Genomic DNA, 13,405 nt, shown 5'->3' on the forward strand with positions numbered 1-13,405 from the left:
GTGAAGCAGTGCGTGAAGCAATGCGTGAAGCAGCGGCGCGGTGCAGTGGCGTGAAGCGATGCACGTGCCATGTGGTGAATGCGCACTGTACGACGAAATGACGACCGGATACGGCCACTTGACCAATTCCGTACCGTGCGCGTGTGGATGTCCCGAAGCGGAACCTCCGGCTCAGCGGTCGATGCGCACCGTCACGCCCGCCAACTGGTCCTCCACCTGGCGCACATCGGCGTCCACCATGATCCGGGCCAGCTCCTCCACCTGCACCTCCGGCTTCCAGCCGAGCAGATCGCGGGCCTTCGAGGCGTCACCGATCAGCGCGTCGACCTCGCTGGGGCGCTCGTACTTGGGGTCGTAGCGGACGTGATCGGCCCACTCCAGGCCCACGTGCGAGAAGGCCGTCTCCACGAACTGCCGTACCGTCGCCGGGACTCCGGTGGCCACCACGTAGTCCGTCGGCTCGTCCTGCTGCAGCATCCGCCACATCGCGTCCACGTACTCGGGGGCGTACCCCCAGTCCCGCACCGCGTCGAGATTGCCCAGGTACAGCTTGTCCTGGAGGCCGGCCTTGATCCGGGCCACCGCGCGGGTGATCTTCCGGGTCACGAAGGTCTCGCCGCGGCGCGGGGACTCGTGGTTGAACAGGATGCCGTTGACCGCGAACATCCCGTACGCCTCACGGTAGTTGACCGTGGTCCAGTAGCCGAAGACCTTCGCCGCGCCGTACGGGCTGCGCGGGTGGAACGGGGTCTGCTCGTTCTGCGGCGGGGGAGTGGAGCCGAACATCTCCGAGGACGACGCCTGGTAGATCCGGGTGTCGATCCCGCTCGCCCGGATCGCCTCCAGGAGCCGCAGCGCGCCGAGACCCGTCACGTCACCGGTGTACAACGGCGCGTCGAACGAGACCCGCACATGGGACTGCGCGCCCAGGTTGTACACCTCGTCGGGGCGGAGGTCCCGCAGCAGGTTCACCAGCGCCACCCCGTCCGACAGGTCCGCGTGGTGCAGCACGAAAGATCGGTTCGCCTGCTGCGGGTCCTGGTAGATGTGGTCGATCCGCTCCGTGTTGAAGCTCGACGACCGGCGGACGAGGCCGTGCACCGTGTAGCCCTTGGAGAGCAGCAGTTCGGCCAGGTACGAGCCGTCCTGCCCGGTGACGCCGGTGATGAGTGCGGTCTTGCTCATGCGTGATGCCCCTCCCGTACGGGCCGGCCCCCAGCCGGTCCGCATCCTGCGGTTATGTGATGGTCCATGGAGAAAAATCGGATCTGCCGTACTGCGGTCCGTTCGGGCCTGGCATGATCCGGGTCATGACTGATTCGACGAGCGCAACGACGTCGTACCTGCCCGAGCGGGCCCGGATCTTCGTCGCCGGACACCGCGGACTGGTGGGCTCCGCGGTCGCCCGGAGGCTCACCGCGGACGGCCACGAGGTGCTCACCCGCACCCGCGCCGAACTCGACCTGAGCGACGCCGCGCGCACCGCCGCCTACCTGCGCGAGACCCGGCCGGACGCGGTGGTCCTGGCAGCCGCCAAGGTCGGCGGCATCATGGCCAACAGCACGTACCCCGTGCAGTTCCTGGAGGAGAACCTCCGGATCCAGCTGAGCGTGATCGCGGGCGCGCACGCGGCCGGCGTCGGCCGGCTGCTGTTCCTCGGCTCGTCCTGCATCTACCCCAAGCTCGCCGCGCAGCCGATCACCGAGGACGCGCTGCTCACCGGCCCCCTGGAGCCGACCAACGAGGCGTACGCGCTCGCCAAGATCGCGGGCATCGTGCAGGTGCAGTCGTACCGGAAGCAGTACGGCGCGGCCTACATCTCCGCGATGCCGACCAATCTGTACGGCCCCGGCGACAACTTCGACCTCGAGACCTCGCACGTCCTGCCGGCGCTGATCCGGCGCTTCCACGAGGCCCGCGAGGCCGGCCTGGACGAGCTCGCGCTCTGGGGCTCCGGCACTCCGCGCCGGGAGTTCCTGCACGTCGACGACCTCGCCGCGGCCTGCGCCGTGCTGCTGCGCTCTTACGACGGCGACGAGCCGGTCAACATCGGCTGCGGCGAGGACCTGACGATCCGTGAACTCGCCGAGACGGTCGCCGAGGTGACCGGCTTCGAGGGCCGGCTCGCCTGGGACACCAGCCGGCCCGACGGCACGCCGCGCAAGCTGCTCGACGTGACCCGGCTGACCTCCCTCGGCTGGAAGCCGCAGATCGCGCTGCGGGACGGCGTCGCGGCCACCTACTCCTGGTGGCGGGAACAGAACTGACGTCATGCGCGCGGCCCGTCAGTACGCTCCGCGACCGTCGACGACGGCGCGGAACGTACGGGCCATGACGTCGACGTCGCTGGTGAACGACCAGTTGTCGACATAGTGCAGGTCCAGCTCGACCGTCTCGTCCCAGGACAGGTCCGAGCGGCCGCTGATCTGCCACAGCCCGGTCATGCCGGGCCGCACCGACAGTCGGCGCAGCTCCACGTCGTCGTACCGGGCGACCTCCTCCGGCAGTGGCGGACGGGGCCCCACCAGCGACATCGCCCCGCACAACACGTTGATCAGCTGCGGGAGTTCGTCCATGGAGGTACGGCGGAGCAGTCGGCCGACCCGGGTGACGCGCGGGTCGCGGCGCATCTTGAACATCAGTCCGTCGTGCTCGTTGGCCTGCGTCAGCTCGGCCTTGCGGGCGTCCGCGTCGGTGAACATCGTGCGGAACTTCCACATCATGAACGGCTCGCGGTCCTGCCCGATCCGCACCTGCCGGTAGAACACCGGGCCGGGCGAGGTCAGCCGGACCGCCGCGCCGATGGTGAGGAACAGCGGCGACAGGACCAGCAGTCCGAGCGCCGAACCCACTCGGTCGGTCGCCGACTTCAGGACCTGCTGCACGCCGTTGCGGACCGGCGGCGCCACGCGCAGCAGGGCCATGCCCGCCGCCGACACGGTCTCGATGCGCTTGACCGCGCACTCCACCAGGCCCGGGGCCAGGGCGAGTTCGATGCCGGAGTCGTGCAGGCCCCAGGTGAGGCGGCGCAGCCGCGGTCCGGTCATCCGGGTGCCGGGCGCGACCAGGACCACGTCCGCGCCCAACTGCCGTGCGGCGTCCAGGACGTCGCGGGCGTCGCCGTCGACCTCCTGCGGCGCGGCCTTCGTCAGGCGGGCGGCCACCGGGGCTCCGGTGCGGACCTGTCCCTCGCCGACGGAGACGACGCCGACCACGACGTACGGATGGTCCGTGCGGCCCGACAGATGCTCGGCGACCTCGCCGGCCGCGGCCGGCTCGCCGAGGACCAGGACCCGGGTGACCACCTGTGCCTCGCGGCGTGCGTGGACGAGGTGATGCCACGTCAGTTTGCGGCAGAGCAGGGTCAGTACCGGCGCGGCCAGCAGCGCCAGCAGGCAGAGCAGCGGCGGATGGTGCAGATCGGCGGCGGCCCGCAGCACGGCGAGCACCCCGATCAGGATCAGCCAGTCGTGCAGCACCGGCAGGCTGCCGCGCGACTCGCCGAGCTCCCGGGCCGCGTACCGGCGCCGCAGCGCCCGCACGGCGAGCCAGGCCGCGGCGGCCACGGCGGAGCAGGTCGCCGCGTAGGGCTGATCGTTGAGGTGGAAGACCAGCGCGGTGGGCAGCGCGACGCCCGCCGCGTCCGCGGTCAGCGCGAACGGCAGATACCAGTGCGCCTTGGCGCGCTGTTGCGGACGGACGTGTCCGTCCCGCTCTCCGGATGCTCCCCCAGCTGTGGTCTCAGCTGTACGGGCATGCCACATGTACCCCCCCGGCACGTGTCGACCTAGACGTCCCGTCCATCGACCCCCGGATCGACGAACAAGTGTCGCATCGCGGAACAGTACGACAAACGCACGTACCTCGTCTGCTGTTCACACGAAAGTAATGACCGGGCGAAGGTATGTTCATGTCGTGACGCGCAGGCCCGGGCGCTGTCCGACCTTCACATGATAGTTCTGTCGTGTTCACGCTTTTCGCACGTGAAACGGCACGGTGGGAGGGGACACGAGTGCATCAGGGGGAAGCGGCGGAGCGCACGGCAGACACGCCGGATGTGGCGGACGCCACGTCGGAGCCGGCCGGTTCGGACGCCACGACGAAGCCGCGGCGGCGTGTGCGACCGGGAAGAGTGCTCCTCGGCGCGCTCGCCCTGCTGGGCGTCGGCGTGCTGATGGCCGGCGGCGCCGGCTGGTGGGCCGTCGACCACTACACCGGGAAGGTCGAACGGATCCCCGACGCCTTCCCGACGAAGGTGCCGCCCGCGGAGCAACCCGCCCCGGGCAAGGGCGGGAAGACCTTCCTGCTCGTCGGCGTGGACAGCCGCTCCGACCTCCCCACCACCGGCCGCGACGCGAAGGCCCCGGCCTGGCGGTACGGAACCCAGCGCAGCGACACGATGATGCTGATCCACCTCCCCGAGGACCACTCCAACGCCTACGTCGTCTCGCTGCCCCGCGACTCCTGGGTCCCGGTCCCCGGACACGGCGACGCCAAGCTCAACGCGGCCTTCTCCTGGGGTGGTTCGCCGCTGCTCATCGACACCGTGCAGCGGTTCACCGACGTCCGGATCGACCATCTCGCCGTCATCGACTGGGAGGGCTTCAAGAAGCTCACCGACGCGGTCGGCGGCGTCGACCTCACGGTCGACGGCGAGGTGCGCCACATGAACGGCGAACAGGGCCTGCGGTACGTGCGCGAGCGCAAAAACCTGGCCCGTGGCGACTTCGACCGCACCCACCGCCAGCAGAACTTCCTGCGCGCCGTCCTGAACAAGGTCATGACCCCGCGCAACCTCACGAACCCCGTCAAGGCGTCGGTGCTGCTCGACGACCTGACCGCAAGCGTCAGCGTCGACGACCGGCTCAGCGACTCCGACCTGCGCGAACTGCTCTGGGACAACCGCGAGGTCCGGCCCGGCCGCATGGTCTTCATGAACGCCCCCGTCGCCGGCACCGACATGATCAAGGGTCAGTCCGTCGTACGCGTCGACCGGAAGAAGTCGGCCGAACTCTGGGCCGCGATGCGGAACGACACCATGGCCGACTACGTCGCCGGTCACCGCCTCGACCGGCTCGGAACCGGTACGCGGTAGGGCAGCCGCGGCCGTCCGGCACACGCCGGACGGTTGTTGTTCCCGCGCCGCTCATCGGTTGTACTACCGCCATGTCGGACATTCGGGCGACCCCCGCCAGGGGGCGCCGCACCACCCACCGGTCCCCGCGCCGCCACCGGCTGCTGCCCGCGCTGCTGCTCGGCGTCCTCGCCCTCGGCGCCTGGGCCGGCAGCGGCATGGCCGGCGGCCTGAGCACCGACGGACCGGCCGGCCGGCCGACGTCCGAGCGGCCCGCCGAGTACAGCACCGCCCTGCCGTTCGACCTGCCCTCCACCGCCGAACTGCGCCGCTCCGGAAAGCCGGTGTTCGCCCACTACTTCACGCCGTACCCGCTCTCCCTCGACAACGAGGCCCCGGACCGGGACTACTACGCCCGCAACTACCTCACCCCGGACGGCGAGAAGGGCAAGCACGCGGCCTACGGCGGCCTCCTGCGCGACCGGCCGCTGCCCGCCGCGCGCGAGGACGGCGACTGGGAACTCGCCCATCTGCGCCAGGAGGTACGCACCGCCCGCGACGCCGGACTCGACGGCTTCACGCTCGACCTGCTGTCGCTCTCCGGCCGCAACCGGGACCGCGCCGAGAACCTGCTGCGCGCCGCCACCACCGAGGACCCCGGCTTCCGCATCGTCCTGATGCCCGACATGACCTCCCTGGACACCACGCCCGAGGCGCTCGCCGACGGCCTCGCCGCACTGGCCCGGCACCGCTCCGCGCACCGGCTGCCCGACGGACGCCTGGTCGTCTCGCCGTTCAAGGCCGAGGCGCAGAGCCCCGACTGGTGGCGGCGGGCCATGGACGCGCTGGAGCGCGAGCACGGCATCCGTACCGCGCTGGTCCCGGTCTTCCTCGACCTCGACGCGAACGCCGAACGGTTCGCGCCGCTCAGCCACGGACTGTCCGAATGGGGCAGCCGGAGCTACACCACCCAGTCCGGCAGCGCCGCCGCCACCCGCACGGCGCACCGGCTCGGCAAGATCTGGATGCAGCCGGTCTCCGTCCAGGACGCCCGCCCCAACCAGGGTGTCTACGACGAGGCCGGCAACACCGAGACGCTGCGGGCCAGTTGGGGCGAGGCCATCGACAACGGCGCCGACTGGGTCCAGCTCACCACCTGGAACGACTACTCCGAGGGCACCCACTTCGCGCCCTCCGTGCACAACGGGCACGCCTATCTCGACCTCAGCTCGTACTACCTGACCCGCTTCAAGACCGGTGCCTGGCCGCAGATCGAGCGGGACACGCTCTACCTCACCTCCCGCGTCCAGTTCGCCGCCGCCCGGCCGCCGGCCGGCGCCCAGCGCAAGGTGATAGAGCCGCGCGACGGCTCCGCCGCACCCCGCGACACGGTCGAGGTGCTCAGCTTCCTGACCGGCCCGGCGACCCTCCGGACCTTCACCGGACAGGAGAAGGCGAGCCACGAGGCCCCCGCCGGGGTGTCCGCACGGCTGCTGCCGCTGCGCACCGGGACCAGCGGAGCCACCGTCGTACGGGACGGGCGGACCACCACCGCGGTCTCCTCCCGCTACCCCGTCCGGGACCCGATCGCCAAGCAGGACCTGCAGTACTACGCCGTCACCAGCGGGCGCAGCCAGCGCTGAGCCGGGATCGCCCAGCCGATCGCCGAGTCGGGACCGCCGAACGAGTCGAGATCGCAGGGCCCTGGTTGTCAGTGCCACCCCCTAACGTTCTCGGCATGACGACGAAGACCTATCTCGAGCTGTCGCAGGACGACGGCGGCGCGCACAAGTTCTACGAAGTGACGGTCTCCGGCACCACGGTGTCGGTCCGTTACGGACGGATCGGCGCGGCCGGCCAGACGCAGACCTCGACCTTCCCCACCGAGGAGAAGGCCCGGGCCGCGGCGGCGAAGAAGATAGGGGAGAAGGCCCGCAAGGGCTACGCCCCGGCCGTCCAGGGGCAGCGCGCCGCCCGGTCCGTCACCCGGCGGCAGGTCGCCTCGGCGCCCGCCACGGTGCGCAACGTCGCGCCGGTGCTGTGGCGGTTCCGCACCGGCTCCGCGGCCTTCGGCATCCACGTCGACGAGGAGCGCTGCTGGGTCGGCAACCAGGCCGGAGACGTGTACACGCTCAGCCACACCGGCGAGGTGCACGCCCGGTTCAACCTGCCGGACGGTGTGAAGTGCCTGGTCGCCGACGACTTCTGGATCTATGCGGGCTGTGACGACGGCCGGGTCTACGACCTGTCCTCCAAACTGCCGTTCGCCGCCTACGAGATCGCCGCCGACGTCGACATCTTCTGGCTGGACATCCACGAGGGCGTGCTGAACGTGGCCGACCGGGGCGGCCGGCTGACCGTCATCGACCACGAGGACGAGCACCAGTGGGCCCGCAAGAGCCGCGGCGAGCACGCCTGGATGGTCCGCGCCGACGACAAGGCCGTCTACCACGGCCACCACGTCGGCGTGACGGCCTTCGCGCCCGACGGCGGCGGTGAGCTGTGGGACACCACCACCGACGGCTCGGTGCTGTTCGGCTGGCAGGAGGACACCGCCGTGTACGCGGGGACCTCGCACCGCAAGGTGCAGCGTCTGGCCAAGGCCGACGGCCGCATCGAGGCGGTGTACGCCTGCGACGCCTCGGTGTACTCCTGCGCCACCTCGCCCGGCGGCCGTTTCGTCTTCGCCGGCGACTCCGCCTCCTCGGTGTACTGCTTCGACGCGAACGGCACCCGGCTGTGGAAGCTCGGCACCGGCTGCGGCTCGGCGCTCTCCATGCAGTACCTCGACGAGCGGCTGTACATCGTGACCAGCGACGGCTCGCTGGCCTGCATCGACGCGAGCGAGGCGGCGATCGCCGCGGCCCAGGGCGGCAGCGTCCCGGTGGCGCGGGACGTCAAGCTGGCTGCGGCGCTGCCCACGTACGAGCCGGCGACCAGCACCTCGGCCGTCGTCAGCGTGGCCGCCGCTCCGGCGGGCACGGTCGTCGTCGAGTGCGTGCAGGAGGGCGGGCGGGTCCGGGTGCGGGTGGTCTCGGACGGCTACGAGCCGTCCTGGAACGTCCAGTTCCCGCGGGCCATACGGGAGCCGGGCACGCGGTACGCGGTGGATGCGTTGCACGCGGCGGCCGGGGGCTTCTACCGGGTGCGGGGCGACATCCGGCGGCTGCAGTGAGCACCGGCGGGTTCGAGGCGGCGACCGGGGACGGACCTCCGGCCGGCGGCGACGACCCCGAGCAGCGGTCCCGCGAGGTGCGGGCGGCCTTCGAGGGGCTGCTGCAGATCCGCCGCACCCTGAACCGGAGCGGCGGGGACCCGAGGGCGCTGCCCGCGGAATGGGAGCGCCGGCAGCCCGTACGGGCCGTCGCGCTCGCCCTGGAGGCGGCCGGGATCGCGCCGTCGGCCGTGGACGCCGACGGGACGCGGACCGCGACCGGCTACCGGGTGCGGGCCGGCGAGCGGCCGGGCGCCGTCGTCGTGGAGTGGCTGGGTCCCGTGGGCAGTGGTGCCGCGCACGAGGAGGAGGGTGCGCTCGGGGCGCTCGTGCCGGTGCTCGACCGGCTCGGCTGGGAGGCGCTGCTGTACCGAGGGCAGCGCCGAAGACGCTTCCTGGAGGTGGAGGCGGTGCGCCCCGGCCCCGGGTGAGGAGGCGGAGGGGGTGTCCGACCTGCGAGGTGTCGGACCGAGGGGGTGTCAGACCCTGGCCGGAAGATCCTTGGCGCGGGACCGCACCATGAACGCGGTGACGACCTCCACCACGCCGACCACCAGCAGCCAGATGCCGGTGAGGACGGTCAGTACGGCCAGCGACTCCACGGGCGAGGCGATCAGGACGATGCCCGCGAGCGTGCTGACGATGCCGAGGAAGATCTGCCAGCCGCGGGCCGGGATGTCCGGGTCCGAGGCCGCCGCGATGATCTCCGTGATCCCGCGGAACAGCCAGCCGATCCCGATCCACAGGGCGAGCAGCAGAAGCGACTGCGTCTCGCCCCGGAAGCAGAACAGTCCCAGCAGGATCGCCAGCACACCGCTGATGAAGGCCATCACCCGCAGCGACGTCGCGGCATGCGTGCCGAACGCCGCGACCAGCTGCAGGACGCCGCTCAGCAGCAGGTACAGACCGAACAGAACGCCGACCACGAGCAGGGTCTCGCGCGGCCAGGCCAGCACCAGGATCCCGAGGATCACCGAGGCGATGCCCGCGATCAGCAGCGCCTGCCAGGCCCCCTTGGCGAGCATGGTCAGAGGACCCGGCAGCGCCGCCTCGCCGCCCGAGGCCGCCGAACGGTGGTGTGTCTGTGTCATGGGCTCACTAAAGCAATACCGGACAAACGCCGCAAAAGATGACACGAATGGAGTAGCAGCAGCAGCCGTGAGCCGCGGGTCGCGACCACAGTGGAAGCCACAAGAATCCCATCCCCGCACCACCGGGAGACCCTCCATGGCTGCCTTCAACCGACGTGACCTCGGCCTGCTCGTCCTGCGGGTCGGCACTGGTGCCGTGCTCGCCGCGCACGGTACCCAGAAGCTGTTCGGCTGGTTCGGCGGCGGCGGTCTGGAGGGCACCGCCAAGGCGATGGAGGCCATGGGCTTCACGCCCGGCAAGGAGAGCGCCATCGCGGCGGGACTCGGCGAGGCGGGCGGCGGCGCGCTGCTCGCCCTGGGCCTCGCCACCCCCGCCGCCGGAGCCGCCGCGGCCGGTGCGATGGCCGGCGCGGTCGCCGTCCACGCCCCCGCCGGCTTCTTCGCCACCGCGGGCGGCTTCGAGTACCCGGCGTTCCTCGGCTTCAGCGCCGCCGCCATCGGCATCACCGGCGCCGGCCGGTACTCCCTCGACCACGTCACCGACCACGTCCTCGACCGGCCCTGGGTGGTCGCCGTCGCCTTCATCGGCACCGCCCTCGCCGCCGCGGCCGTCGTCGGCCGCCGCGCGGTCGAGCGGGAGGAGGAGCGGACCGAGGAGCAGGCCGAGGAGACGGCGCCCTAGAGCTGCGCGAACTGGCGGTGCGGAGGTGTCGGGGGATGATGGAGGGGTCTCGGCTTCCGCGAGGGTCGGTGACGGTGAGCGCACAGCCGCGTGAGGGAGGTGACGAACGAGTTGAACGGCCACCCCCTCGACGGTGTGCCCCCGCACGACCCCGGCGGACTCCTGCTGACCGACGGCGCGGCCGCGGCCCTGCTCGACGCGAACGGCGTCATCGTCGGCTGGTCGCCGGGCGCGGAGCAGCTCTTCGCCCTGACCGTCGCGGACCTCTGCGGCCGGCACGCCACCGAACTCCTCGCCGACGCCGCCTCGTGGCCCACCCTCGTCGCCGGCCGCACCGCGGCCACCTGGTCGGGAGAGGCGGTGCTGCGGACCGGGCGCGGCGGCAGCATGAAGGTCGACTTCCAGGCCTGCCCGCTCCCCGGTCTCGACACCCCCGAGGAGCCCCGGATGGGCCTGGACGAGGCGCTGTCCCAGGGGCAGCGCGGCGGCCCCGGCACCGAGGGCCGCCCGGTCGGACCCGGCCGTTACTTCGTGCTCGCCGCCCCCGCCGGCACCGTCGCCCGCTGGCGGCAGGACCAGGCGTTCGCCCGCGAGCTGTTCCTCCAGGACCGGGTCGGCCTCGCCGTCTTCGACACCGAGCTGCGGCTGGCCCGCACCAACACCCACCTCCTGCCGTACAGCGGGGTCCCCCGCGACCTCACCGACGGACGGCTCGGCGACTTCCTGCAGGCCGAGGACGCCGAGGCGATCGAGCGGCGGCTGCGCGACGTGCTGCTTACCGGCAATCCGCTGATCCGCGCCGAGGAGACCGCCCGCACCCAGTCCACCCCCGGCCGCGGCGCCGTCATGGCCATCACCGCCTTCCGGCTCCAGGACCACTCCGGCCAGGTGCTCGGCGTCACCGCCCTGTTCACCGACGTCACCGCCCCGCGCCGGACCACCGAACGGCTCGCGCTGCTCCAGCGCGCCACCGCCGCCGTCGGCGGCTCGCTCTCCGTCGCCGCCACCGCCGACGAACTCGCCGCCGTGCTCGTCCCCGGACTCGCCGACCTCGCCGTCGTGGAGATCGCCGAGGCCGTGTTCGGCGGCGAGGACCCCACACCCGCCGACGACGGACGGCTCCTCCTGCGCCGGACCGCCGTCGTCGGCAGCGACGGTACGGCCCGCCCGCCCACCGGCGTCGAGGTCCTGTGCGACCCCGCGACCGTCGACGACACCGACGGCCCGCCCACCATGCTGACCGCCGCACTGCGGGCCCGCGGCAGCCTCCTCGGCCGGGTGACCGTCCACCGCACGCCCGGCGGCTCCCGCTTCGACCCGGCCGATCTGGACCTGCTCCGCGAGATCGCCCTGCACGCCGGACTCGCCGTCGACAACGCCCGCCGCTACACCCGCGAGCACCGCTCCGCCGTCGGCCTGCAGCGCAGCCTGCTGCCGCCCTCCCAGTCCCAGACCGTGGCCGTCACCACCGCCGGCGTCTACCTGCCCGCCGACACCGGGACCGGCGTCGGCGGCGACTGGTTCGACGTCATCCCGCTCTCCTCCGCCCGCGTCGCCCTCGTCGTCGGCGACGTCGTCGGCCACGGCCTCGCCGCCACCGCCACCATGGGCCGGCTGCGCACCGCCGTCCGCACCCTCGCCGACCTCGACCTGGAGCCCGACGAACTGCTGGTCCACCTCGACGACCTGGTCTCGCAGCTGCGGGTCGAGAGCGCCGACGAGTCCGACGAGGACGACGACACCGACGGGCCAGGACCCGCCGAGGAGGCCGAGCCGGTGCGGCAGCGCATCGACCCGGTCGGCGCCACCTGCCTGTACGCCGTGTACGACCCGGTCTCCCGCCGCTGCACCATGGCCTCGGCCGGCCACCCGCCGCCCGCCGTGCGCGCGCCCGACGCCTCCGTCTCGTACGTGCCCGTGGACCCCGGCCCCCCGCTGGGCGTCGGCGGCCTGCCGTTCGAGACGGCCGAGATCGAGGTCGAGCCCGGCACCCTGCTCGCGCTCTACACCGACGGCCTCGTGGACAGCCTCGTCCACCTCTGGGGCCCGCAGGACCCGAACGCGGACACCCCCGACGAGGGCACGGCCGAACTCGCCCGCCGGCTCGCCACGGCCGGCGCCGTCCCCGGCGCGCCGCTGCGCGAGATCGGCCGGGAGATCGTCTCCGGACGGGACGCGCACCGCCGCTCCGACGACGTCACCCTGCTCCTCGCCCGCACACACGTGGTGCCGCCCGAGGACACCGCCGCCTGGCCCGTGGAGGCCGACCCGGCCGCGGTCGCCCGGGTCCGCGCGCTGGCCTCCGAGCAGCTGTCCGTCTGGGGCCTGGACGAACTCGCCTTCACCACCGAGCTGATCCTCAGCGAGCTGGTCACCAACGCGATCCGCTACGCCGGCGGCCCCGTCGAGGTACGGCTCATCCGCGCCGGCCGGCTGACCTGCGAGGTCTCCGACCCCAGCGCCACCCAGCCGCGGATGCGCCGCGCCCGGCTCACCGACGAGGGCGGCCGCGGGCTCTACCTCGTCGCTCAGCTCTCCACCCGCTGGGGCAGCCGCTACACCCGCGACGGCAAGACCATCTGGTCCGAACAGGAACTCCCCGACGGGGAAAGCCCGTTGTAAACGGAAACTACCCCATTCTGCCCGAAGTCCCCTGCGGCTTCGGGCAGTTTCCGTTTCACCGCGCCAAATCGCTCTCTCGCACCTTTTGTTCACTCCCTCGCCTTGCTGTGAAGACGTGGTGTATAAACCCGCCGGTCCATCCACCCAAGTCCTCCATGGGAGAGGGAGATGCGCAGGATGAAGAGTTTTTCGATGCGCTCCAGGCTCAACGCTGCCGTCACCGCGATCGTCGCCGCCGCAGGGCTGCTGGCCACCGCGACCCCGGCACAGGCGGCCGAGTTCAAGGTCACGGACAACTGCGACGTGCCGTGGATCGAGTGCAGCTACGGTGACCTCTGGCTGCTGTACAACTCCAAGGAGCTGGCGATCAAGGACGGTCACTACGTGACCAGTTGGTCCAGCTTCTACGGGAACGTCAGCGACTACTGGGGCACCAGCCAGTACCAGGGATCGACCCTCACGACATACCGCTACGTCTTCAACGGAAACGGCTACGGCGCCTGGCAGTACATGAAGAACAATGCGGCCTCCGTGCAGAACTGCGCCCCGTCCGACAACTACCGCGTCTACTACAACTCGGGATACGGCGGCACGTCGCAGTTCTTCGCGCACAACGAGCCGTGGGGCGACTGCAATCTCACCAATCTCATCACCGCGTTGAAGAACGAGAACGCCTCGCAGCACTTCGCCTGAGCCGACGCATTCCGCAGACGGGAGTACCT

At 71.8% G+C, this 13,405-nt stretch carries 11 protein-coding genes; 8 read left to right on the forward strand and 3 right to left on the reverse strand.

The window, feature by feature from the left end:
• Positions 1–171: 171 nt before the first annotated feature.
• On the reverse strand, positions 172–1,185 hold the full coding sequence (gmd, locus tag ABZO31_RS29645) for a GDP-mannose 4,6-dehydratase (RefSeq protein ID WP_406864389.1): 1,014 nt from the start codon (positions 1,183–1,185) through the stop codon (positions 172–174).
• Positions 1,186–1,298: 113 nt separating this feature from the next.
• Here gmd and ABZO31_RS29650 point away from each other — a divergent pair, with 113 nt between their 5' ends.
• Positions 1,299–2,267 carry a GDP-L-fucose synthase family protein gene (locus ABZO31_RS29650; protein ID WP_406864391.1) on the forward strand — a complete coding sequence of 323 codons (969 nt, stop codon included), beginning with the start codon at positions 1,299–1,301 and terminating at the stop codon, positions 2,265–2,267.
• An 18-nt stretch (positions 2,268–2,285) separates the two neighbouring features.
• Here the strand turns inward: ABZO31_RS29650 and ABZO31_RS29655 are convergent, their stop codons facing one another.
• Positions 2,286–3,764 carry a sugar transferase gene (locus tag ABZO31_RS29655; protein WP_406864392.1) on the reverse strand — a complete coding sequence of 493 codons (1,479 nt, stop codon included), beginning with the start codon at positions 3,762–3,764 and terminating at the stop codon, positions 2,286–2,288.
• A 353-nt stretch (positions 3,765–4,117) separates the two neighbouring features.
• On the opposite strand from ABZO31_RS29655, the gene ABZO31_RS29660 reads away from it, so the two are divergent.
• The 4 genes from ABZO31_RS29660 (at position 4,118) to ABZO31_RS29675 (ending at position 8,719) form a co-directional block, all read left to right on the forward strand.
• Positions 4,118–5,095: an LCP family protein gene (locus tag ABZO31_RS29660; protein WP_406864393.1), complete on the forward strand. Its 978-nt coding sequence runs from the start codon at positions 4,118–4,120 to the stop codon at positions 5,093–5,095.
• Between the two features lie 71 nt (positions 5,096–5,166).
• Positions 5,167–6,717, forward strand: coding sequence for a glycoside hydrolase family 71 protein (locus tag ABZO31_RS29665; protein ID WP_406864394.1), 1,551 nt, complete (start codon positions 5,167–5,169; stop codon positions 6,715–6,717).
• Between the two features lie 95 nt (positions 6,718–6,812).
• Positions 6,813–8,249, forward strand: coding sequence for a WGR domain-containing protein (locus ABZO31_RS29670; RefSeq protein ID WP_406864395.1), 1,437 nt, complete (start codon positions 6,813–6,815; stop codon positions 8,247–8,249).
• Positions 8,246–8,719: a hypothetical protein gene (locus tag ABZO31_RS29675; protein WP_406864396.1), complete on the forward strand. Its 474-nt coding sequence runs from the start codon at positions 8,246–8,248 to the stop codon at positions 8,717–8,719. Before ABZO31_RS29670 ends, ABZO31_RS29675 begins: the two co-directional genes overlap by 4 nt.
• A 48-nt stretch (positions 8,720–8,767) precedes the next feature.
• Here ABZO31_RS29675 and ABZO31_RS29680 read toward each other — a convergent pair whose 3' ends face one another.
• On the reverse strand, positions 8,768–9,379 hold the full coding sequence (locus ABZO31_RS29680; RefSeq protein ID WP_406864397.1) for an HdeD family acid-resistance protein: 612 nt from the start codon (positions 9,377–9,379) through the stop codon (positions 8,768–8,770).
• A 136-nt stretch (positions 9,380–9,515) separates the two neighbouring features.
• Between ABZO31_RS29680 and ABZO31_RS29685 the strand changes: the two genes are divergently transcribed.
• The 3 genes from ABZO31_RS29685 (at position 9,516) to ABZO31_RS29695 (ending at position 13,376) form a co-directional block, all read left to right on the forward strand.
• Complete coding sequence (locus ABZO31_RS29685) at positions 9,516–10,061, forward strand: DoxX family membrane protein (RefSeq protein ID WP_406864398.1); 546 nt, start codon at positions 9,516–9,518, stop codon at positions 10,059–10,061.
• Positions 10,062–10,160: 99 nt separating this feature from the next.
• Positions 10,161–12,683, forward strand: coding sequence for a SpoIIE family protein phosphatase (locus ABZO31_RS29690; protein WP_406864399.1), 2,523 nt, complete (start codon positions 10,161–10,163; stop codon positions 12,681–12,683).
• A 192-nt stretch (positions 12,684–12,875) separates the two neighbouring features.
• Entirely contained in the window at positions 12,876–13,376 is a 501-nt protein-coding gene (locus ABZO31_RS29695) for a hypothetical protein (protein ID WP_406864400.1), read from the forward strand.
• Positions 13,377–13,405 lie beyond the last annotated feature (29 nt).

Origin of the sequence: Streptomyces solicamelliae (assembly GCF_045348655.1) — a bacterium.
GTDB lineage: Bacteria > Actinomycetota > Actinomycetes > Streptomycetales > Streptomycetaceae > Streptomyces > Streptomyces solicamelliae.